Below are 22940 nucleotides of genomic sequence, written 5' to 3'. Positions count from 1 at the left end.
TTCCCCAAAAGTTCCGTCCGGCAAAGTGTTTTTTAAATTCAGGAAAACTTTATGAAAATTGCTTTAGAAAAAAGTTTTTCATTTTTCATCACACATTGGGTCAGACCGAATAATATAAACTGTAAATATAATCAAGGAGGAAATAACATGAGTGATTTAGCTGCTACAGGTTGCGGAACATCATGCAATTCAGGATTCGGAGGAAACAACTGTCTTCTTCTTATTCTCTTATTATGCTGCTGCGGAGGAGACGGTGGATTTGGAGGAGGGGACGGCTGCGGATGTGGCTGTGACTCTATCCTTTGGATCATCATCTTACTGTGCTGCTGCGGAGGCGGCTTCGGCGGCGGAAGCGGAAGCGGCTGCGGTTGCGGATGCTAATCTGATATGTTCTGATAAACGGAGGGCAGCAGGTAAATTACCTGCTGTCCTCTTTCTTTCATCCATGATCAAATAAAAGCAGCAATCAGCAAAACTTCTTTCAAAGTTCTTAAATTACAGGTATCATGTATATATAAACCACATCACCTGAACTAAAAATGGATGAAAAGATCATGATAAATAAAAGCAGTTTAAAGTACATATCTGAAAACAGAAAGATTCTGCTGCAGGCTGAAAGCTATGTTTATTTGCTGCCCTGTGAACAGCTCAGAGAGGTCATCTCCAATTTCACAGTCACTTTTCCTGATAAATCAACAATTTCAGATGATTATACAATTATGCCTCACGGCAGCGTTACGCTTGTATTGTTTCATTACCGCAGGGAATTGCATAGTTTTTTGTTTGGACCAGCTACAAAACCAGTCAAAGTCGGTGATATCGCAAACAAATGTGATATGATTGTTATTATTGAATTTCAGCCCGCAGGTTTCTCTCCGTTTTCCAAAATAAATCAAAAGGATCTGACTGATAAGATCGTGCCGTTTTCATTTACTCATCCTTCATTGGACGCCGCAGTACGGAATATCATTGTGTCTTCTTTGTCGATTGATGAGTTATTGTTTGAAATGGAAAAAGAACTGATGTTAAATATTGAATTCCCATACCCTAAAGAGCTTGCACTTGCAGTAAAATCCATTATCAAAACAGCAGGCATTATAACAACTGCTGAGATCTCAAAAAGCTCTTTTTATTGTTCAAGGCATCTTAACCGGCTGTTTAATCTCTATCTGGGTATGAGTATAAAATCCTTCTCCAGATTAGTGAGAATCAACAAATCCATTCAGCTGCTGAATAAAGGGACAGGCACTTTGGATTCGATCAGTGAAAAACTTGGATATTATGATGTCTCTCATTTTGTAAAAGACTTTAAAATTATATGTGGTGTAACACCCCAGGAATATAAAATTCATATGTCCGATTATTACAGTGAAATAGCAAAATTCTAGTTCTATAATATTCCTGTAAAATAAAACAGAAAGAAAGGAAGTACTGCGATGAAATTTAATGAAACAACAATACGAATCCTTGTACGGAAAAATTATGGAGAATGCTTTGATTTCTACACAGAGAAAATTGGTTTAACTGCAGTTTGGGGTGACCGAAACGGACCCTACACATCCTTTGCTGTAAGCAGAGGTATGCCGCCTTGTTTTGCAATTTTTGCAGGAGAGAATATGTCCATGTTTCAGGGGTATGAACAGCCGAACGCCGAAACACAGCCGGATACCATTGCGGCAGTTATTCCTACCCATGACCTGGACGGGGACTATCTGCGCCTGAAAGAAGCAGGCGTAACATTTCTTGGTGAACCCCAGTATATTGAAGACTGGGGTATGCGCTGCACTTACTTTAGAGACCCTGAAGGAAATTTGTTTGAGCTTAACGATGCCAGTTCTGTTTAAATAAACCGGGAGAGCCGCAGTGCGATCCTCGCGGTGCGTTTTTTATTTTATGGGACACACATTCCTATGAAATAAAAAACTGCCCGGGAGTTCACTTCCGGGCAAAATCTATATTTATCTGAAACAGCATAAAAGTGCCAGAAGCACGATCACAATATTTCCGCCTTCCAGACTTTGTTTTTTCATCATTCCATGTCCATGCTCAGAAATATTCAATTTCCCTTTCTTCCTGAGACATTCCTCATCCAATTCATAAACAGTATTTTCTTCTTCCACAAAGATTTCACTCATATTTTCTTTCACCTCCTAATAATATAGGATATGAGAATGAAACCTAAGGTTGTGACAAAATGGATCAAAAACAAACCCATTGGGAGCATTTTTTCCGCGATGATTCGTCCAATATGCTGGAAGATGCTCTTCCCTATCTCCCTCCCACTCTAAAGAAATCTGCCGCTCTTTACATCAAATTTCATGAACTCCAGAATATTATGGAGGAATTTGACGATGAGGATACTCTCTCTGCCTGCGGCTTGGATCAGAATGATGCCTCTATGGAAATGATGCTGACTGCCATGAGAATGCGGGCTCCGAAGGAAACCGCTGCTCAGATTGACCAGCTTCTCCAGATGATGAAAATGGCAAAAATGTACCAGTCCTATCAGGATTTTCTGAAATCAAATCCTAATGCAAATGCTTCCGCCGGGAATTCCTCGGCTGACTCTGACATGATGGCGAAACTTATGCCACTGTTTATGTCCCAGTCCCAACCGGAAAAACAGGAATCGGCCAGTACACCCAACAGCGACCTGATGAACCAAATCAATCAAATTTTAAAAAAGTGAGGTACCCCGCATGAATGAACAATGGAAAATGAACCCCGCTGTCCAAAACATTGATCCCAAAAAAATAGAGATCATGGAACTTCTGGTAAATCAAAGCCGCGGCAAAAATATGGAAGATATTCTTCCGGATCTTATGGCTGCTTCCAGCCGGCTTGCAGAGCAGGGAATCGCATTTTCAAACGAAGAGACCGGCATTATCATTGACGCCCTGTCAGAAACTATGACCGGCCAGGATCGGCAGCGGCTGGAAATGCTGAGAAATCTGATCTTATAGACGGCAAAAAATCCTTCCGGGCCTGTTTCAGGCAGTGCTTTCCGGAAGGATTTTTTCTGTCTTCTTTTTAATTCTGCATATTCAGTCTGCGGCTATTCATCATGGCGTATCCGCTCTACCACAGATTCTCTCTGGAATTTTCTGCTCATCACTGCAGAAAGGACCATCTGCAGAAACAATAAGATGCCTGCCATAACAAGAATCTCCGGCAGCGGAAGATGATAGTCATTTAATCCGATCATTCCTGTCTCCTTACACTTAAGGAACAAAACATATCCTGCTATATTTCCAAGAGTAAGCGCAATAACCAGGGTCCCCACCGTAAAGATAAGACCTTCCATCTGAAGCATTCTTCTCACCTGTTTTGCCGTCATTCCGATTGCCTGAAAAATACCCAGTTCCTTTTTCCTTGTGACAATACTTGTGATCAAAGTGTTTGCCATATTCATAAATCCGATGAGCCCTATAACAAACAGCAGGGCATAAAGAGAATCCCGAAGCAGCCCAATGCCAAACTGCGCCTCCTTATATGCATCATCATAGGATTGTATGTTGTAAAACTCACTCATGTCCGTCAGCTCTTTCAGTTTCTTTTCCACCGCAGCCTTTTTCTCAGGCCTGCAGCTTACATAAATCTCACTGGTTAAATCGGATTTCACACCAAGTTTTTTGAATGTTTCCTCTGTCATTGCCCATGAGGCATCCATATGTGCATTGGCAGATCCGGATAAAGTTACAGTGACAGGGATCTTTTTTGTCCCGTCCAATACATTCATTTTGATCTTTTCACCAATCCGGTAGCCATATTCCTCGAAAAAATGATCCCAGAGATATACCACACCATTTTCCTTTTTTAAATCGTCATAATCTGCATTTCCCCGCTTCAGCTCCTCTTTGACAAAAGCATCAAAGTCTTTCTTCGAAAGGATCTGCACAACAGAGGTCCCTTCTTCTCCTTTTTTCTCTGCATGTACCGCTGCCCATTTTCCAGTCTCCACTTTTGTAACTCCATCGATCTGACGGATCTGTTCTGTCATTTTTTTGTCCATCAGATGTTGCTGCTGCACCCGGTTCAAATTCTTTTCCGGATAAGTTTTATCGTCCAATTTCGTATCCAGTGTAATATAAAACTGTCCTTTTTTCACATTCTTTCCGGCTTCATATGCCGGATTCATATTTCCTCCCAGATTTGCAATAACAATGAACATAACACAGCTGAGCCCCATGGTAAGGATCGTGGTCACAGTCCGCTTTCTATTTCTCGCCAGATTTGACTTAGTGATTCTGATGAGATTTACCTGGCGGTATCCTTTCCGCTTCTGTCTCTTTTTCCCTGTGCTCTCCTGATACCGCACTGCCTCCACAGGAGAGATTTTGGCTGCAGTCTGCATGGGACGTTTCATAGACAGATATACCGTGAGCAGAGCCAGAACACCAGCCCCGACCATGACCGGCAGACTGAACAGCGGAGTATCTGATATCACTTCTCCAACTGCTTTGTTGACGCCTCCGATTCCTGCAATATTTACGAAAAACAGCTTCGTTCCGATAAATCCGATAACCAGCCCTAGAGGAATACTGATGCCTGATAAAATCATACCTTCCCGAAAGATCATCTGCTTCATCTGCTTTCTGGTCATACCGATGGCACGCAGCTTTCCGTATTCCTGCACTTTCTGTATCATACCTACGTAAAATATATTATAGATCACCACGATGCTGAACAGGATAATGACAGCTGCCATAAAGGCTCCCACGGCAATCGTCTCTGTCCCCGGATCGGTATCCCACATAATAAATATTTTATTCAGCGAAACATTTTTCTCCGGAATAGAAAGTTTCTTCCTTAAATCCTGAATACTTTTTTCCAGTTCATTCTGCGTAAGTTTCTGGTCATTCCTCATTTTAAAACAGACTGTATATGCTCTCTTTTTTTCAGGAACAGCACTCTCATAGAACTTTTTGGAAATAACTGCCCCATAGGTCTGCCGCAGGTCATTCATCTCATCCTGCGGAAGGAACCCGGTGATCTTAAATGTCTTTTTTAAAACTCTTCCTTCCCCTCCGACTCTGTACGGAACAGATACGCTGTCACCTATCTTCGGCTCTTTAAGGCCCAGTTTTTGAAAAAACGTCTTCTGCGCTATGATCTCATTTTCTTCTACAGGAACTCTTCCATATCCGACCATTTTAAGATTTGTCATGGATCTTGCCTTCTGGTCATAATAAGATAAAATCCCGCTGGCCTTCCCAAGGCTTACCGTAGCTGCATTAGCTGTAACCCCTGCTTTTTCAATTTCTCCGCGAACGGCAATCTCCTGCATTTTTTCCTGGCTGACACCCATAAATGCCCCATGAAAATCACCGTAAAGCTCAGCATTGTTTGCCTTGTTGGCCTTTACTAAGCCATTGCAGCTCAATCCAATGATCGTCAGCAGTGCTGTTGTAAGAAAAATGGAAATCCCGGTCAGTATGCTGCGGCCTCTGTTCTGCTTCAGATTTTTCTGTGATAACTTTGTGACTGCTTTCATCTACCTCACCACCTTACCGTCTTCAATCAGAATAATCCGGTCCGCCATCTGTGCGATCTCTTCATCGTGGGTGATCATCACCAGCGTCTGTCCATATTTTCTTGCTGTCATTTTAAGAAGGGAGATCACTTCATCCCCTGTCTTAGAATCCAGGTTGCCTGTAGGTTCATCTGCAAGAATGATATCCGGCTTAGATGCGATTGCCCTTGCAATAGCTACTCTCTGCTGCTGCCCTCCGGAAAGTGTATTCGGAAGACTCTGCAGCTTTTCGGTCATCTCCAGCGTTTTCAGTATTTCTTCCACAAATTCTTCGTTGAGCTTTCTTCCGTCCAGTCCTATAGGAAGGACAACATTTTCCCATACATTCAGAGAAGATATCAGATTAAAGGACTGAAAGATGAATCCAATTTTTCTTCGGCGGAAGATTGCCAGTTCCTCTTCCTTCATGCAGCTGATATCCTTGCCCCCAATCAGGACCTTTCCGCTTGTCGGACTGTCCAGTCCTCCCAGCATATGAAGCAGCGTACTTTTTCCGGAACCGCTTTTCCCCACAACAGCAGCAAATTCTCCCTGCAGGATCTTAAGTGATGTGTGGTCAATGGCCCTGACCTCATTTTCGCCTTCCCCATAATATTTACATAAATCTCTTGTCTCTAATATAATATTTTCATTCATGAACCCATACCTCCTTGTTTATACTGATTATGATAAACCTCCACTCTTTCATTTACCTTTCAGCCAAAAAGAAAAAGCCTTACAAATCTGTAAGACTTAAATGTAAGATAAAGATACTGCCCTGTTTTCCGTCTGAAACGGAAACGGTTCCGCCCTGGGCCTCCAGTATTTTTCTTGTGAGATACAGCCCTACTCCGGAACCTTCCGCTTCTTTTACCCGTTCTTCGTTTCCTCTGTAAAACCTTTGAAAAATCTTTGATTGGTTTTCCCTGTGAATTCCAATCCCCTGATCTTCAATCTCAATTCTGAGAAAACTCGTCCTCATCATCATCCGGATCCGGACCACAGTACCTTCGTCACTATACTTCACAGCGTTCTCCAATATGTTAGCAATAGCCTCTCTGGTCCACTTAGGATCGTGAGAAATTTTCAGCCTCTCTATTGAACTGCTTTCCTTTATGACCTCTATCCGGATCTGTTTTTCCTGGGCCTTCACATAAACCGTGCTGACTGCTTGGGCAATGGTATCCATGATCGGTGCCTCTTCCTTTTTAATGGAGATCATACCAGTCTCCATTCTGGAAATGTTAATCAATGCCTTTGTCAGGCTGTCCAGCCTTTTTGTCTGCCCAATCGCCTGCTGGAGAAATTCTTTTTGTTCCTCTTTTGTCAAGTCCTCTCCTTCCATCAGCTCCAGACACATTTCAAGGCTCGCCACCGGGGTCTTCAGCTGATGAGAAATGTCGGTAACCAAAGATTTGGTCCCCTCCTTTTCTTCTATAAGCTTGTTTTCGTTGACTTGAAGTTTTCTTCCAAGGGAATCCAGCCTGCTTAGAAGCTGGCTTTTCGTTCCTTCTGATTCCTCGTAGGAAATTTCATAATTACCGGCATAAAACTGTTCCGCCATCCCCCGGATCTCATCAAATTCCTGCTCTCTGTGCTTTGCCGTTTTCTTCATCCATAGAAATGCCGCTGCTGTAACTGCTGCATATGCCGCAGAAAGAAGAAATACCGTCTCATACATATACTGCCGCATCTCGGCGTCAAGGTTCTCTCTGACTATAGTTTTATATCCATATCGTTCAAGGGCTTCCTTTCCCCTCGATATCAACGGCTCCTCTCCCTTTCCCTGAAAAAGGTCATACAGTGCACCCTGTGTATTCTCAGTCTCCAGAACTCCGGCGGTCTTTAAGATCTGATTTTCCTTTTCAAGCAACCTTTTGTTTTGCCAAAAACAGCCGCTGCCAAAAAGAAAAAGAAAGATCACCGCTGTAAATAGGCTGAAGAAAGCCCATCGTTTTTTTTCTGTCATCTGTCTCAATCTGCGGCACACTCCTTGTCCCAGAGGTACCCGATCCCTCTGATATTTTTAATATACTCAGGCTTGGAAGGATCCTGTTCAATCTTTTCCCGAAGCCTTCTTATATTGACTGCAACTGTATTTTCATCGGCGAATTCCCCATCCATATCAAAGATCTGCTCCAGAATCTGCCCTTTAGAAAATACCTGCCTTGGATGGGAGATTAATAAAAGCAGCAGCTTCCACTCATTTTTGGTAAGACTTTTTTCTTCTCCCGAAACCAGAACCTTCATCCCTGTTTTGTAAACACAGACTTTTCCAGATTCAATCTTTTCATCCCTTGCTTCCATACGGGCAAATACCGCATGAACTTTCGATATGAGCACCGCCAGGCTGAACGGTTTTACCACATAGTCGTCAGCCCCCGCTTCGTATCCCATAACAATATCAATTTCCTGATCCAAAGCAGTCAGGAACATGAAACGTACATTGCTGTTTTTTCGTATCTCCCTGCAGAAATCCAGTCCGCTGCCATCCTCCAGGGTAATATCGCAGATAATCAAATCAAACCGGCTGTCATTCCAGTGCCTCATGCCCTCCTGTATCCCGGCACAGGCCTCTGTCTGATAACCTTCTTTCTCTAATTTAAAACAAATCCCCCGTCTCAGGCTCTCATCATCTTCCAGCAATAAAATTCTGCCGTTCATCCTGTCCTCCCTTCTTATGTACTTAGATTTATGTAAAAATATACTGCAGAAAATTTTTATTTTTCTGAAATCCATAATCTGAATATAATAATACCCCCATATCCGATGCAGTCACATGCACAGCTCCGCATCCATAGCTTTCTGCCTCATTCATAACCTTCTGCAGAAGAATTCTCGCGATGCCTTTTCTCCTGAACTCTTTCACCGTGTACATGCTGGAGAGAATGCCGATCTTACCCGATGGATTTGAATAGTAGGGCGGTTTCTCTGTAAATGACATTCCGCTGGTGGCCACGATTTCCTTTCCGTATACAGCAAGCCATGATACATATCTGCCGTTTTTCAGATTTTTCTCGTAAAACTCTGTCAGACAGGGAATAAGATCAAAGTCTTCCTGTGCCCCTTCATCCTGAAGCTGATTCATTCTCATCTGTACAACGTCTGGTATATCATTTGCGGTCATTTTACGGTAAGATAATTTCTTTGAGGAAAGTTCATCCAAACGTTTTTGGTGTTTCATCGGCATTAGTCCTTTCTTCTGTTTTTTAATATGTCTATTATACACCAGAGGCCTACAGGCATCAAATCTGGCTGCGGGCCGCAAAAATCTATCGGTAAAACATGTTCCTCTGTTACTTAACAGACTTTTTCTTATTCTGAATGATACTTTCTTAAATTCTGATTTATAGAACAAGATATTTACAAAGTGCGAACCCAATAAAATACAGTTACGTATGGCTGTAAATTGCCCGTATTTCCTGAGCCAGCATTATTTGTTCCAATAGTTGCCTTTATATTAAATTCCCGCTGTGCCAGATTACTTCCAGCTGGCCCGCTGCAAGTTGCATAATCTCTACCCTTTGAAACGATTCCGTTTACCGAGTCATTTTTTCCAGTTATTGCCGTAAAAAAACCAGATATATTGGTTGATCCATGATTATGACTTTGAAGTTCTTTATGACCGCCAGGTTTTCCAACGACATTAAAATCGGGATCATTTTCATTAACGCCTACAAGGGTCTGTCCTTTAGCAATTCTCTCCCATGTTCCCTGTAATGATTCGTTTGGATCAAATCCATTTGCAAATGCAAGAACTATGCCAATAGGATATAATGCCGAATTTATACTGTCAACTCTGCCATTTACCTTCTGTATTTCTTCCGTATGAACCTGATAAGCCTCTATATTCACTAACCCTGCAGGGTTTAAACTCACTTCAAATGGTACTGTATTGGATGTATTAAAATAAAAATCCCATGTAATAGAATATCCCGGGCTTTCTACTTCAGAAGGAATGTGTTTAGACTGGGATGCCTGTGCAAGACAAAATAAAATCTCTCCTTCTTCCGGATCTTCTGCATAAAAACCCACCTGCCACAGCTCATAACTTTCATCCAAACCTTTATTTTCTAATAGCACTGACAAAATCGTAGTATCCCCTTCTGTCCGGGCCGGCTGAAGTGTGATTTCATATCCTCCCTCTGTGACACTGGTCTGCTGCCGCAGATCAACTACAGGTACTTTTTTTGTCCCCGTGGTGACTCTCTTGATCTTTAAAGTCTCTCCCTTTATAAGCTTTGCCTGCAGTGCTTTCCCCTGATCTGTCAATACTGTGTTTTCCCAAATGTTCATGTTTTTCTCCTTCTGTATTCAAACGTATTATTTTTACAGGAAAAAATATAACATGATGACCGCGGGCATTGTGGGCAAGTTATATATAGGGCATCATATGTTCATCCAAAAGCTTTCTAAAATTCAAGATTACCATTCGTTGGAATCATATGATTTGCTTCCTGCCGCTTCTGCATTCTTGACCAATTCATAAAACCATAAATATCATTTGCCAAAAACATTACAAAGCAAATAACCACTGATAAATAGGTTATATTTGAAAGCGCTGCCAGCACCCATAAAATTATCAGAACTATATCATTTGCGGCATAAGCAACAGCATAAAAAGCACTCCTTCTAAATGTCAAATAGACAGCTAGAAAACTTGTTGTAACGGATAAGGTACTTGGTAATAAATTGGCTGTATGAAAACCTGCCAGTATAAAATAAAAAATACAGGTAATAAGAGCGGTCAGCAAAATCATAAAAACTATTTCTTTTTTCTTTAGCCGGTTCACTTTTACCTCCGACTTGTTTCCGTTATACGGGTTCTTTAACCACGAAATCAGTGCAAAAACAGCCATCGGCCCAGTCATTCCCAAATAGGTTATCATTTCCCCATAATAGGCAAAAGTAAAAGAAATAATACCATATAATGCGCTGAAGATAACCATAAGAAATTGTCCGAGTGGATTGCCTTTTGCATTGAAAATCAGAGAAGTTACACCTATCAAAGATGCCGCAAGTGTCAAAAAATTTTCTCTGTCAAAAATAAAAAAAGACACTACAATCAGCACAACTGATATGCTCCACAACAAAAGTTCCTCTTTTGTAAAATAATTCAGCAGTTCTTTCGCTTTTTCAAATAACATTTAATTACCTCCATATAAACAAAATAAGCACCCGTATACACATCTTCCAAGACCTAACGATGTGTAACGAATGCTTTCGCATTTCTACCCGGTGGCAGAGTAACTATTCTTTGATATTTTAGCGTATTTTCATAACAAGGTCAATAATTGCTTGCATACTGCTGCCTGGCACAGGATCATAACCGGTATTCCGTATCGAAACAAAGGCTTTCTCGTCTTATGCCGGAAGGTCTGCATGGCGAGAAGCGCCCCTAAAGATCCGCCTGCCAGCGCCAGAAATAACAATGTCTTTTCCGGGATCCTCCATCTGTTCTTTTTCGCCCTTTGCTTATCACTCCCATATATTAAAAAAGTTATAACATTCATAAAAATCAGATAGACTATGAATAATTTCATGGAATTTCCTTTCTCTTCTTCACCTCAGCAAAAAAGTAAAATTTTATTTCTCTATTATAGCATAGTCCTGGTATTTTTCATCTGAATTCTGTTTGTCTTGAGAAGGTTCCCTCTAGGACATTGTTCCTTTGCTGGGATTTTGATCTTCCCCTTCAGCATAACCCTTCAAATATCCATACATTTCTGCGACATTCTTATCATCCTGGCGGCTGATCTTTAGGGAGTGGCGGCTGTAAAATCCATAAATCTGTTCTATTTCTCCTTTTATTTCAATGTAATATTAAATTCGTGATTGACGATTTTAGTGTTACACTTATCATCATGAATAAATTCAGCAGGTACGTCAGGGTACTCCTGTATTTTCTCAGCACTGTCCGCACATCCATTCCTCATATGCTTTTACACTCTCCCTTAAACGGTTCAGGCTGTCCTTAAGCATTTCCCTCGGACAGGCAATATTCATTCGGAGAAATCCGTCTCCATTTCGGTATTCACTGCCGTCAGAAAGATAAAGACCGCTGTGGCTGCGGATAAAACGGCACAGGGATGTTGAGTTTCCAATGATATTTTTACAGTCAATCCAGAGCAGGTAGGTGGCTTTGGCAGGAACCGCATATAAATCTTTTATTTCTTTTCTTATATATTCTTCCGCATATTTTCTGTTATCCCAGAGATAATCCCTTAATTCATCAAGCCATTCCCCGCCCAGTTGAAACGCTGCTGAAGGAGCAATCGCTGCAAATACATTTGGCTCCGCCGCTTCATCCGTATTCAGTCCCCTGCTGACTTTATGTCTTAAGTTATCGTTCGGAACAATCACAGCCGCTGTCTGTATTCCCGCCAGATTAAATGCTTTCGTAGGTGCTGCGCATGTAATACTGTTTTGCCGGCAATTTTCAGATACTGAGGCAAAAGGAGTATAATTCTGCCCGGGTTTTGTAATATCACAGTGTATTTCATCTGAAAGCACAAGAACATGATATTTGCTGCACAGATCCCCGATTTTTCGAAGAGTTTCTCTATCCCAGATTTTCCCCACTGGATTATGGGGATTGCAGAGGATCAGCATGGAAGTCTGTGGATTGGAAAGCTTTTCTTCCAGATCTGTAAAATCAATCTGATACCCGCATCCATCGTATACTAATGGGCTTTCTAAAACATTTCTCCCGTTATTCTGGATTGAATTAAAAAATATTTGGTACACAGGGGTCATCACCAGTATATTCTCACCCACAGATGTCATTTTCCTGACAATGCTGGATATAGCAGGAACCACTCCGGTGCAGAAAACCAGCCATTCCTTGCTGATTTCAAATTGGTGGCGGTTTTTCCACCAGTCCTGATAAGCCCGGTACCACTCATCCGTTACTATCGTATATCCGAAGATGCCCTGTGCTGCTCTCTCGCAGATCATCCCGGTGATCTCAGGCGCTGTCTGAAAATCCATGTCAGCAACCCACATAGGCAGTTCGTCTTCCGCCACATCCCATTTCATGGATCCGGTATTCCTCCGGTCAATTCTTTCATCGAAATTGTAATTCATTTTTTTCTCCTATTCTTAATTCCCTGAACCCTCTGTTACCGCTTCTATCTTTATCTCACCGGACAAGTCTTTCATCTGATTTTTACCCGACACTGCATCGCCGATTTCATAAAGGCTGCCGGACTCATCAAATTCCCCGTAAAAAACGACTACATCTCCCCATGGTTCGTAGTAAGCAAGTGTACCAGCCCCGCCCTTGGCCGGAGGTGTGCTGCTGATATTAAGCTTTTCAGGCGGATAAAAAATTTTTTCGTTATCACTGTAATCATCAATTTTGACGGACAGCGGAAGCTGGCCATAAAGTGACCTTGCCGCCGGGCTGTCATTCAGTTCAAAAACAACATTCTGCCCATCCTTACTGGATATTCGGATCTGCTGTTTCCTATTCATAGCGTCCTCTTTTTTTGAAGTATCCGCCTGAGCCGAATCAGTGTCCTTTGTTTTCCGGCTGTTCTGACTGCTGCATCCTGAACATGAAAAAAGCAGAACTCCTGCAAGCAGAAGAAAGAATAATTTTTTCATTGGCTGACCCCTCTCTTTTTTATACTGCAGACTTCATTTTTTCCGTGTTCTGGTCTGCTCTGCAGGTAATGACCGTTTTATCTATGTCAACTTTATCTTTTTCCATGATCAGTTCGCCGATATCGTCTGCACAGATTGCTCCGGCGGAAGGATTTAAAACACTGTCTATCTTTCCATGAATTTCTGCATCCACAGTGGAATACTCAAATGCAAGTGTGGTATTCAGCAGCCTGCAGTTTTTCATAACCAGATTCTCTACATAGCACATGCCCTGGAGACTTTCCACTGTACAGTTGATCAGGGTGAGATTCTTTGCATTCCATCCCAGATACTCCCCTGAGATAAATGAATCATAGACTGTTACATTTTCGCTGTTCCAGAAAGCGTCCTTTGAGAGCATCTTTGCCCTGCGTATCTCCACATTTTTTGCCCCGTCAAAAGAATAATTGCCGGCCAGCTGAAAATCCTTAATTATCATATCCCGGCTGTTCATAGCAAAATAGTCGCCTTTTGCAGTTACCTGTTCCATAGCTACTCCTGTGCAGTTCCACAAAGTTTCAGAAGCATTTGGAAAATTCACATTTAAAAGGGAGACATCCCGGCACCGTCTGAAATTCTTTGGTGCTTCAATTACTGCATCTTCAACCTTGATATTGTCGGTATACCACACGCCTGCCCGGGCCATTTCAAACCATGTACAGTTTTTGGCTAATATATCCTTACAGTACCAGAGCGGATATTTCCATTTGAACATACTGCCGTATAACTCGATATTCCGGCTTTCCTTCAGCGGTGATTCTCCCTCACCGAATATGGTATCGTATATTTTCAGATTTTCCTCCTGAAAAAGAGGGCGTTCACCTGTTAAATACTGTTGTTTAAGCTCTTTCACTTTTTATTTCTCCTTCTATCTTATAAATATCAACCCCAGTCACTTTGGGATTATGCCGCATGCTTTATCAATATGTTTCCTTTACAGATGATTATAGTTCAGTTTTTTATCTATATCCAATACCTATAAATTATAGAAATGTATAGATAAAAGATATAGATATAGTTAAAGAATCTCGAAAGGGTTAATACAAAATATTAAAAAGCCATGAAGTAATAACTGTACCTCATGACTTTATATACCGGCTAAGCTGTAATTGCACCTGTCGGTGTTTCATTTAATTTGAAGTATTGTCCCGAGGCTGATAAAGTTTTTCCCTCAGACGCTTTATCGTGATAGTAAGTGTGTTTTTATTTACAAAGTTCGAAGTCCTTACCAATTTTTGAGTTCAAGATACTCTGCAAATTTGGACGAAGTATTGATAAGGTTATCAAAAGTTCCGCTCTCAGCAATCTCCCCATTTTCCATATAAATAATATGATCATATAATTTTAATAGTTCTTTTTTCAGACTATGAGTTATTGTTATTACAGTTAAATCTTTCATTTTTAATAAGCTGTTTTCAATATCATATGCCGTCTGCATATCAATCGCAGAGGTTCCCTCATCTAAGATCAGAATCGGTTTATTTCTTATTAAGGCCCGTGCCACAGCAATTCGCTGTTTTTGCCCGCCTGACAGATTTGAACCATTTTCACCAACCTTATATGATAATCCATCTGGAAGTCCGGATATGTATTCGTCTAATCCGCTTTCTTTAACAGCTCTGCTTAAATCCTCTTTTGAATACTCTTCATGCAGACAAATATTATCGTAGATTGTTTCATCAAACATATAAACGTTTTGATGGATGATGGACGATAATTGAGCAGCTTCATTTTTGTTAAGTAAATCAAGTTCTGTATGATCGTAAAATATATGGCCGCCATATCCAGAGTAATATCCCGATAATAATTTAATCAGGGTAGTTTTCCCGCATCCGCTCTTTCCCGTAATTACGTATTTTTTCCCCTTTTCAAAAACACAATTAATATCATGCAAAACTTCTTTCTGTTCATCATAAGAATAAGATAAATTTTTTATGGTGATATCCTGCCTGAATCCAGATACACCTTTCTTTTGAACTTCATCATCTTTATAGACTAATAGATCATTTAGTTTTTTAACCACCGGCTGTACACTTTTTATTTTAGGTATGTTTGAAAATATCATTAACAGCGGATTAGCCAGATTACTGCTTACCTGTACCATTCCCAGCAATGATCCTGCTGTTATCCGTCCCGTCATAATAAAATAGGCTGATAAGAATAGGACTACTATCTGAACCATCAGGGCAAGAAAAGCTGACAGCCCCTCATTTAATGCCATTAGCTTATCAACAGCATATTTTGCGTTTATTGTATTTTTATTACTTTTATCAAACCGGCATACGATATGCTTTCTCATAGAATATGATTTGATAATTTCAAAGCCAGACAATATATCTTTTAAACTTGCAGTAAATGCCGATAATTTTTGAGAAACTTCATTTTGTTGTTTTTCCAATATGCCGCCAAGCAGGCTGGGAACTATAAACATCATAATAATTGCCGCTATGACGCAAATGGTAACAATAAGATCAAAATAAATCATTACAATAAAAGAAGCTGTAAAAATAACCGTATATTGAATAACTTCAAAAAGCGGAAGCAAGAAATTATCTTCAATGATTTTTACGTCATTCATTATTGCAGATATATAATCCGCCGATTTCTTTTTTTCAAAGCCTTGAATGCTTTGATTTATAATTCCTTCAAATATGTCTCTGCGGATAACATACATAATTTTGCAAATAACCTTTTTCCCAAACAAAGACTGCAGAAATAGAAAAATTCCTAAGACTGCAAAATAAATCAATGAAAATATAACGATTTTAAGAAATTGCTGCATATCTTCTGCCATAGCTATATCTAACAGCTGCTGCAGAAGGACAGCGATAAAAACATATCCTAAAGAACTGATGATACTGGTAACAATGGTTAAAAAAAATAAAAATTTATTTTGTTTTATATAACGTTTCATATAAGCCCTCCTTTTATACATGCAACATGTATGTTTAATGGTAAAAAATAAAATTGCCTTCTGACAATCTTATTTTTACTTTATTGGTTTTCTTTACATAGTCTGATAATTTCATCGTCAATTACAGAAAGCCCTAAGCTATCCATAATATCTTTAATCAATAAAAACTTTTCCCATGCTTCTTCAGAATCCATCGGATAAATCGTTGGTACTGACCAAAAATTTGTCAGAAGAACGAATAACTCAGATACTAATTTTGCATGTTCCGTTTTTATAGAACCATCCTGTATTCCTTCTTCTATTAATTCCTGATACATTAGGGTTAACTCTTTATTGCTTTCTATTAACTTCTTTAGAAATGCGGGGCTGTCCATAAGGGACATAGATGCTTGGCTCAGCTGTTGATGTTCTGTTTCATCAAAAGATGTTTTTAAGACAAATTTTAATTTTTCCAAACCATTCAGCTGCTTCTGTTTTTTTGCTTTATCAAAAGGATTGGTTTCATAAAAAAGCTTTTCACATAGAGTGTCAAACACTTCTTCTTTTGATTTAAAATGATGGTAAAAAGCACCTCTTGTCAGACCGCCCATTTCACCTATAATGTCCAGCACAGTCGTTTCTTCATAACCTTTTTCTAAGAAAAGTTTCAATGAAGCATCTAAAATTTTTTGTACTGTTTCTTCCGGATATTTATTACGCGGCAACTTTGCACCCCCTTATACATACACTTTACATGTATTTATATTATCATGCAGACTGCATGTATGTCAATAAACAATAAACTTCTATGAATCATTATTATCATTCATCCTCTGCAATGTATGTTTAATAACTGTCATTTTTCTCCGGCAAAATAATTCTTACGGTTGTGCCGCTGCCTTTTTGGCTTTTTATGTCGATGGTTCCGCCGCACTGGATCATAAGGCGCTGACGTACATTTTCAATTCCGACATGGGTCCTGCCGTCCTTTTTCTTTTCCAGCGGATCAAATCCCACACCGTCATCTATGACAGAAACAATAATATTTCCGCCGTCTGATTCGCTCCTGATCGTAAGCGTGCCGCCTCCTCTCTTTTTTATAATTCCCCAGCGCACTGCATTCTCCGCTATAGGCTGAACCGTCATCGCCGGCAGCCAGAAATCCGTGTACTGCAAGTCCAGCTTAATTGTAAGTTTTTCGTCAAACCTCATCTTCTCCAGATACAGGTAGTCCTTTACATGGCGCATCTCACGCTCAAAAGGAATCAGTCCTTTCTTTGTAAGCGAATCCAGATTCCCCCTGAGATAAAAAGAAAAATGCTCCAATGCCTCGGATGCTTTCGGGGGATTGGTATCACAAAGATGTTTAATGCCCTGCAGGGTATTGTAGAGAAAGTGAGGCTGTACCTGACTCAGCATAATTGCTGTTCTGGCCCTTTCTACTTCCATTTCCTTCAGTTTACGCTTCTGTGCCTGATTGGCCTGTATGGTCACATAGATAAATATGATGGAAATAGTAGTGGCCAGATAAAACCACGCGATTCCATAAATGTACATCTGAACAATCATAGCCAGAACCGGCAGAAAAATATAGGAAAGAAGAACCCACATCTCATTCTTTTTAAGTTCCCTCCTGTAAACAAACAGCAGTCCGATGTCAACTGCTATTCCTACAAATCCCCAAAACTGGGACAGCCAGAACAAGTCTCCGCGGCAGTAAACATTATTTCCTATAAATCCGTAATACATATGGTTCCATTGAGACAATACTGTTAAACCCACTCCCACGATACAGAGTCCCCATACAAATCTGGTGGCACTGCGCGGGATCTTTCCCCTCATGGAAAGATATTCCGTCAGATACTCTGTAAAAAGCGCCATTAAGATATACCCAAGCGTATAGACCAAAAAATTAGCGGATCTCACTCCCCAATAACTTATAAGTGAAATATGCCCTTTAAACAGCCATGCCGCCGCATCACTGCTTAACAGCAGGCCATTGCACAAAAGAATTCTCACAAACGCCCTGTCTGTCCTGTTTTTAACACTTCCTCCTATGTAAAGACTGAACATAAAGATCAAAGAAAGAACGGCTCCCCATATTTCAAGAGAAACATTTACATATCCTATAACACTCGTAAGCACCTCCTCCTTTCACTAACTCTTTTTAAAGATTATTATAGTTTTATAATACACCTTTTTTCTTATATCGGCCTGATTAATTTAAAGTGAATCAGCTATTTTACATCAGAAGTTGATAACTATAACATTTCATGTTAATCTAGCCATATCTGCAGGACAATGACATTCAGTAAAAGCTGGTGACAGATTACTTTAAGGAGGTCATACATGGAATTGCGTGTATTACAGTATTTTCTTGCGATTGCGCGGGAACAAAACATCGTTCGTGCCGCCCAGTCCCTTCATCTTTCACAGCCCACTCTTTCTACTCAGATAAAAAATCTGGAGAATGAGCTGGGAAAACAGCTGCTGATCCGGGGTACAAAAGGATCACGGAAAATAACACTTACGGAAGAGGGAATGATTTTACGGAAACGTGCAGAAGAAATCCTTGATCTGGTGAAAAAAACGGAAAAGGAGATCACCTCCGCCGATGACATTATCATGGGAGACATCTATATAGGGACAGGCGAGACAGATGCAGTCCGTCTCATAGCACAGACTGCAAAAAAACTGCAAACCCCTTATCCCGGAATCCACTTTCACATTTCCAGCGGAAATGCTTCTTTTGTAATGGAACATCTGGATAAGGGGCTGCTTGATTTTGGAATCATTTTGGGAAGCGTTGACCTGACAAAATACAACGCCCTGAAACTTCCTGATAAAGATGTCTGGGGCGTCCTGATGCGCAGGGATTCTCCTCTGGCATCAAAAAAGGAAATTACCCCCGAAGACTTGTGGGATAAGCCATTGATTCTGTCCCAGCAGGAAGACCGCGGCGGCAGCTTAACACAATGGTTTCAGCGCCAGGTAACGGATTTAAATATCATTGCTACGTATAACCTTATCTATAACGCCTCCCTGCTGGCAGATGAAGGTTTAGGTTATGCTGTGGGCCTTGATAAGATCATCAATACCTCCGGAAACAGCAATCTTTGTTTCCGCCCCCTGGCGCCAAAGTTGGAGGGAGAAATAAGCATCGTCTGGAAAAAATCCCAGATATTTTCCAAATCCTCTGAAAAGTTTTTAACCGTATTACAGGAACTTTTAAACAACGGCAGATAATCCATCTTTAAAGGAATGCACCGTTGCACACCTGAAGCACCTGGCCTTTTACGTGTTTTCCCATCTTGCTAGCCAGGTACAGGCAGGCATATGCCTGATCCATAGGATCACATTCCGGTCCCGGAAAGTTTACATAATGACCGCTATACTGTAACATCTTATCTCCGCCGGGCTGTTTCCCGTCTTTATTGGCAAGATGTGCCGGTGTCACCGTAGCCCCCGGCGCCACAGCATTGCATCGGATCTCTGTCTCAATCAGACGCATGGCAACATTCTTTGTCAATGTATTCAGCGCTCCCTTTGTAGAAGTATAAGCAGCCCCGCAGAATGGACGTGTTCCGTTGACAGATGACACATTGATGATAACACCTTCATTTTTTGGAAGAAATACTTTCAACGCTTCTCTGATATACCTCATTGGTCCGCCTAGGTTGGTATTCATCACGTACAGCATCCAGTCATCCTCTGTTTCATCGATCAGCTTCTGCTCCCCAATACCAGCATTATTGATGAGAATATCTAAATCTCCAAACTCCTTCAGTGTCTCAGCAAAAACTTTTTTTGTATCTTCTGTGGAACATACATCCGCTGTCACTCCAATGGCTTTCCCGCCTTTTGACCGTATGCCTTCTACGACTGCATCCAGTTTTTCTCTTCCCCTGGCTGTCAGAACAACTGCAGCCCCTTCCTCGGCGAATAATTCAGCCATAGACTGGCCCATACCATAACTTGCTCCGGTAATCAATGCAACCTTTCCTTTTAACATCTGCTTTTCCATGCTATATCTCCTTTCCCATCCCGTATGCCCTGCTTAAAATCTCCGGCATTTTCTCAATATCTCCTTTTTCCTCTGCGCCATATCCGCAGAGAACTCCGGCAAGCCTTGCCTGCCCAAAGCAGTCAATCCATCCTTTCAGTCCTTTGACCGCACCGTCTGCTGACGTTTCCTCAGTGTCTGCACATGCTGCCAGAAGATAAACGTCACGAAACTCATACTCTGCCGGAAACAGAGGATTTGTCCGGTCCAGCAGGGTCTTCATCTGTCCGGTCATCTCATAAAAATAAATCGGTGTGGAAAATACCAGTACATCGGCCTCCTGTATTTTCCCAAGAATTGTACTCATATCATCTTTGATCACACACTCTTTTGTTGTCTGACAGGCAAGACATCCCCTGCAGAATTGGATCTTGCGGTCATAGAGGCTGATCTTTTCTGTTTTATGGCCGGCTTCTTCTGCCCCTTTTAAAAACTTCTCTGCCATCATTTCCGTGTTTCCATGTTTCCTTGGACTTGTTTCTATTGCCAATACTCTTTTGCTCATATACTTTCCTCCTTTACTTGCCATCATTATAATGCAGTCTCTATTTTATATCCAATACCTATATATTATAGTTTTATATAGTTATAAAGTATGGTTTCCATGTCTTCAAAACTGTGGTAACATGGAAGCAGAAATCATTGAACCAGCAGTCTGATAAGTGGAGAGAAACCGGCCTTAGGAGATTGATGCAAAGTCATTTTTGAAATATGGAGGTATAAATATGACAGAAATCATTATTACTGTTGTTCTTGTTTTTATATCTGCCAGTGCGTTTATAATAAGTTATTTTTCTTTTAAAGAAAAAGGATTTCTGTTTAATAATGCTTTTCTTTGGGCCTCAAAACAGGAACGCAGAGACATGGATAAAAAGCCTCATTACCGGCAGTCGGCAATCATATTTTTTCTCCTTGGATTTATCTTTTTATTGAATGCTGCAGAAGTGTTTTTTGACAGTGGATGGCTGTTTTATATTGTCCTGGCATTGCTGATTCTTACCATCATATATGCAGTCGTATCCTCCATATTAATTGAACGCAAAAACAGAGCCGCATAGCAAAGCGGCTCTGTTTCTCATTTTCTTCTCTTTTTTACAGTCCTGCCGGCTGTTCCAGCTTTTCTGCAAAATCTTTCATAGCTTCTGAAATCTTAAGCATCTGAGGACAGACTGCCTCACAGCTTCTGCATCCTACGCATGCACTCGGACGTTTGTCCTCCGGCATCGCCTCCACGGCCATCTGCGTAATGATGGTTGTGTTAAAACGGCTTTCATTGTATAAGGACAGCAGTGTCGGGATATCCAGTTTCTTCGGACAATGGGATGTACAGTAGCGGCAGGCAGTACACGGAAGAATATCCAGCATGCTGTCAGCCACCTCCGTCAGAACTTCCATTTCTTCTGCCGTCAGCGGTTTTTCCTCAGCAAATGTAGCTGTATTTTCCATCAGCTGTTCCAGATCTGACATGCCGGAAAGAACCATTGTCACTCCGGGCACAGACTGCAGGAACCGGAACCCCCAGGCCGGAATATTCTCATCCGGACGGCAGGCTCTTAATTTTTCAGTGTTTTCTTCTGAAAGCACCGCCAGTTTTCCGCCTCTTAGCGGTTCCATGACCCAAATCGGGATCTTATATTCGTTTAGCAGATCTACCTTGGCTTTTGCATCCTGAAGTTTCCAGTCCAGATAATTCAGCTGAATCTGGCAGAACTCCAACTCTTTTCCGTATGTATCCAAAAAACGTTTTAATGTGTCATAGCGTCCGTGGCAGGAAAATCCCAGATGTCTGATCCTTCCGGCTTCTTTCTGTTTCAAAAGATATTCCATAATGCCATATTTTTCATCCATGTATGGGTCAATATTTTTTTCATACACGTTGTGAAACAGATAAAAGTCAAAATAATCTGCCCCGCATTTTTTTAACTGTTCTTCAAAAATGCTCTCAACCTTATCCATATTGGACAGATCATAGCCTGGGAATTTCGTTGCTAAATAGTAGCTTTCTCTGGGATATCTGCTCAGAACCTTCCCCATAACACTCTCTGACTGTCCATCATGATAGCCGTATGCAGTATCAAAATAATTGATCCCATGATCCATGGCATATTCTACCATTCTGGCAGTCTGTTCTTCATCAATCTGGGCATCCGAGCCGCCTTCCACGATTGGAAGGCGCATTGCCCCTAATCCGAGACCTGAAAGCTTTTTATTTTTAAAATCTTTATAAATCATATGAATCCTCCCTGATTTTACGTTTGATTTGCGGATTGACAGGTTCCATATCATTAGGATACTCCTTGAAGTTAACTCCATGTCAAGAAAAATTTACTAACAGTTTGTAAAATGTAATATTAAATTCTTGTTTAAGGATTCCAGCTATTTTAATTTCTTATATTCTTCCTCTGTAACAGGTTCACACCATTCGTTGGCACAGTCAGTTCCCGGCACTTCCAGTGCGATATGGCTGAACCAGGAATCTTTCTTCGCGCCGTGCCAATGCTTTATCTCCGGCTTTATATTAATGACTGTTCCGGGAGTAAGGCTTACTGCTTCTTTTCCTTCTTCCTGATACCATCCCTCACCGGCAGTACAGATCAGCATCTGTCCGCCGCCTTCTTTTGCATGATGAATATGCCAGTTATTGCGGCACCCTGGTTCAAAAGTTACATTGGCAGTAAAAATGCCTCCCTCTTCATTGGAGTTATTTAATATATTCAGAAAAGAGGCACCGATAAAATACTGCGCGAACCCATCATTAGGTTCACCCCGGCCAAACACGTTTAACTTATCAAATTTCTCTTTATCCATAGTCTTCATAAACATTC

General features: G+C 41.0%; 26 protein-coding genes. 7 read left to right on the top strand and 19 right to left on the bottom strand.

Annotated features, from left to right (window positions below):
- Positions 1–147: 147 nt before the first annotated feature.
- The 3 genes from KH180_RS09970 (at position 148) to KH180_RS09960 (ending at position 1844) form a co-directional block, all read left to right on the top strand.
- Positions 148–381: a chorion class high-cysteine HCB protein 13 gene (locus tag KH180_RS09970; protein ID WP_290759836.1), complete on the top strand. Its 234-nt coding sequence runs from the start codon at positions 148–150 to the stop codon at positions 379–381.
- Between the two features lie 173 nt (positions 382–554).
- Positions 555–1388 (top strand): helix-turn-helix domain-containing protein, encoded by an 834-nt coding sequence (locus KH180_RS09965; RefSeq protein WP_290759834.1) that lies wholly within the window; start codon positions 555–557, stop codon positions 1386–1388.
- 48 nt (positions 1389–1436) lie between these two features.
- Positions 1437–1844, top strand: coding sequence for a VOC family protein (locus KH180_RS09960; RefSeq protein WP_290759832.1), 408 nt, complete (start codon positions 1437–1439; stop codon positions 1842–1844).
- A gap of 114 nt (positions 1845–1958) precedes the next feature.
- Here KH180_RS09960 and KH180_RS09955 read toward each other — a convergent pair whose 3' ends face one another.
- Complete coding sequence (locus KH180_RS09955) at positions 1959–2135, bottom strand: hypothetical protein (RefSeq protein ID WP_290759830.1); 177 nt, start codon at positions 2133–2135, stop codon at positions 1959–1961.
- A 59-nt stretch (positions 2136–2194) separates the two neighbouring features.
- On the opposite strand from KH180_RS09955, the gene KH180_RS09950 reads away from it, so the two are divergent.
- Both KH180_RS09950 and KH180_RS09945 read left to right on the top strand, forming a co-directional pair.
- Complete coding sequence (locus tag KH180_RS09950) at positions 2195–2689, top strand: hypothetical protein (RefSeq protein WP_290759828.1); 495 nt, start codon at positions 2195–2197, stop codon at positions 2687–2689.
- Positions 2690–2699: 10 nt separating this feature from the next.
- Positions 2700–2963 (top strand): hypothetical protein, encoded by a 264-nt coding sequence (locus KH180_RS09945; protein WP_290759826.1) that lies wholly within the window; start codon positions 2700–2702, stop codon positions 2961–2963.
- Between the two features lie 92 nt (positions 2964–3055).
- On the opposite strand, the gene KH180_RS09940 is transcribed toward KH180_RS09945, so the two are convergent.
- The 14 genes from KH180_RS09940 to KH180_RS09875 all read right to left on the bottom strand — a co-directional run bounded on the left by KH180_RS09940 (position 3056) and on the right by KH180_RS09875 (position 18197).
- Entirely contained in the window at positions 3056–5494 is a 2439-nt protein-coding gene (locus KH180_RS09940) for an ABC transporter permease (protein ID WP_290759824.1), read from the bottom strand.
- On the bottom strand, positions 5495–6169 hold the full coding sequence (locus KH180_RS09935) for an ABC transporter ATP-binding protein (RefSeq protein ID WP_290759822.1): 675 nt from the start codon (positions 6167–6169) through the stop codon (positions 5495–5497).
- A 79-nt stretch (positions 6170–6248) separates the two neighbouring features.
- Positions 6249–7481, bottom strand: a complete 1233-nt coding sequence (locus tag KH180_RS09930) for a sensor histidine kinase (RefSeq protein WP_290759926.1) — start codon at positions 7479–7481, stop codon at positions 6249–6251.
- A gap of 5 nt (positions 7482–7486) precedes the next feature.
- Positions 7487–8176, bottom strand: a complete 690-nt coding sequence (locus KH180_RS09925) for a response regulator transcription factor (RefSeq protein WP_290759820.1) — start codon at positions 8174–8176, stop codon at positions 7487–7489.
- A gap of 28 nt (positions 8177–8204) precedes the next feature.
- Positions 8205–8696, bottom strand: a complete 492-nt coding sequence (locus tag KH180_RS09920; protein WP_290759818.1) for a GNAT family N-acetyltransferase — start codon at positions 8694–8696, stop codon at positions 8205–8207.
- 179 nt (positions 8697–8875) lie between these two features.
- Entirely contained in the window at positions 8876–9595 is a 720-nt protein-coding gene (locus tag KH180_RS09915; protein ID WP_290759924.1) for a phage baseplate protein, read from the bottom strand.
- A gap of 329 nt (positions 9596–9924) precedes the next feature.
- On the bottom strand, positions 9925–10659 hold the full coding sequence (gene pnuC / locus KH180_RS09910) for a nicotinamide riboside transporter PnuC (protein ID WP_290759816.1): 735 nt from the start codon (positions 10657–10659) through the stop codon (positions 9925–9927).
- A 129-nt stretch (positions 10660–10788) separates the two neighbouring features.
- Positions 10789–11055 carry a DUF1294 domain-containing protein gene (locus tag KH180_RS09905; protein ID WP_290759814.1) on the bottom strand — a complete coding sequence of 89 codons (267 nt, stop codon included), beginning with the start codon at positions 11053–11055 and terminating at the stop codon, positions 10789–10791.
- A 364-nt stretch (positions 11056–11419) separates the two neighbouring features.
- Positions 11420–12598: a MalY/PatB family protein gene (locus KH180_RS09900; RefSeq protein WP_290759812.1), complete on the bottom strand. Its 1179-nt coding sequence runs from the start codon at positions 12596–12598 to the stop codon at positions 11420–11422.
- 15 nt (positions 12599–12613) lie between these two features.
- Positions 12614–13120 (bottom strand): cyclophilin-like fold protein, encoded by a 507-nt coding sequence (locus KH180_RS09895; protein ID WP_290759810.1) that lies wholly within the window; start codon positions 13118–13120, stop codon positions 12614–12616.
- 19 nt (positions 13121–13139) lie between these two features.
- Positions 13140–14012 (bottom strand): DUF3737 family protein, encoded by an 873-nt coding sequence (locus KH180_RS09890; RefSeq protein ID WP_290759808.1) that lies wholly within the window; start codon positions 14010–14012, stop codon positions 13140–13142.
- A 372-nt stretch (positions 14013–14384) separates the two neighbouring features.
- Complete coding sequence (locus tag KH180_RS09885) at positions 14385–16073, bottom strand: ABC transporter ATP-binding protein (protein WP_290759806.1); 1689 nt, start codon at positions 16071–16073, stop codon at positions 14385–14387.
- Positions 16074–16153: 80 nt separating this feature from the next.
- On the bottom strand, positions 16154–16777 hold the full coding sequence (locus tag KH180_RS09880; protein WP_290759804.1) for a TetR/AcrR family transcriptional regulator: 624 nt from the start codon (positions 16775–16777) through the stop codon (positions 16154–16156).
- Positions 16778–16898: 121 nt separating this feature from the next.
- Positions 16899–18197, bottom strand: a complete 1299-nt coding sequence (locus KH180_RS09875) for a sensor histidine kinase (RefSeq protein WP_290759802.1) — start codon at positions 18195–18197, stop codon at positions 16899–16901.
- Between the two features lie 204 nt (positions 18198–18401).
- Between KH180_RS09875 and KH180_RS09870 the strand changes: the two genes are divergently transcribed.
- Positions 18402–19298: a LysR family transcriptional regulator gene (locus KH180_RS09870; RefSeq protein WP_290759800.1), complete on the top strand. Its 897-nt coding sequence runs from the start codon at positions 18402–18404 to the stop codon at positions 19296–19298.
- A gap of 7 nt (positions 19299–19305) precedes the next feature.
- Here the strand turns inward: KH180_RS09870 and KH180_RS09865 are convergent, their stop codons facing one another.
- Both KH180_RS09865 and KH180_RS09860 read right to left on the bottom strand, forming a co-directional pair.
- Entirely contained in the window at positions 19306–20076 is a 771-nt protein-coding gene (locus KH180_RS09865; protein ID WP_290759798.1) for an SDR family NAD(P)-dependent oxidoreductase, read from the bottom strand.
- A gap of 1 nt (position 20077) precedes the next feature.
- Complete coding sequence (locus KH180_RS09860; protein WP_290759796.1) at positions 20078–20620, bottom strand: flavodoxin family protein; 543 nt, start codon at positions 20618–20620, stop codon at positions 20078–20080.
- Positions 20621–20840: 220 nt separating this feature from the next.
- Between KH180_RS09860 and KH180_RS09855 the strand changes: the two genes are divergently transcribed.
- Positions 20841–21173: a DUF3784 domain-containing protein gene (locus KH180_RS09855; protein WP_290759794.1), complete on the top strand. Its 333-nt coding sequence runs from the start codon at positions 20841–20843 to the stop codon at positions 21171–21173.
- A gap of 34 nt (positions 21174–21207) precedes the next feature.
- Here the strand turns inward: KH180_RS09855 and KH180_RS09850 are convergent, their stop codons facing one another.
- Positions 21208–22347: an aldo/keto reductase gene (locus KH180_RS09850; RefSeq protein ID WP_290759792.1), complete on the bottom strand. Its 1140-nt coding sequence runs from the start codon at positions 22345–22347 to the stop codon at positions 21208–21210.
- Positions 22348–22491: 144 nt separating this feature from the next.
- Entirely contained in the window at positions 22492–22938 is a 447-nt protein-coding gene (locus KH180_RS09845) for a cupin domain-containing protein (RefSeq protein ID WP_330624510.1), read from the bottom strand.
- Positions 22939–22940: the final 2 nt, after the last annotated feature.

The sequence above is a fragment of the Anaerostipes sp. genome, assembly GCF_018381315.1.
In the GTDB taxonomy this organism is placed as follows: Bacteria; Bacillota; Clostridia; order Lachnospirales; family Lachnospiraceae; genus Anaerostipes.
The sequence above is the reverse complement of the archived record's forward strand: the minus strand, read 5'-3'. Positions and strand labels throughout refer to the sequence as shown.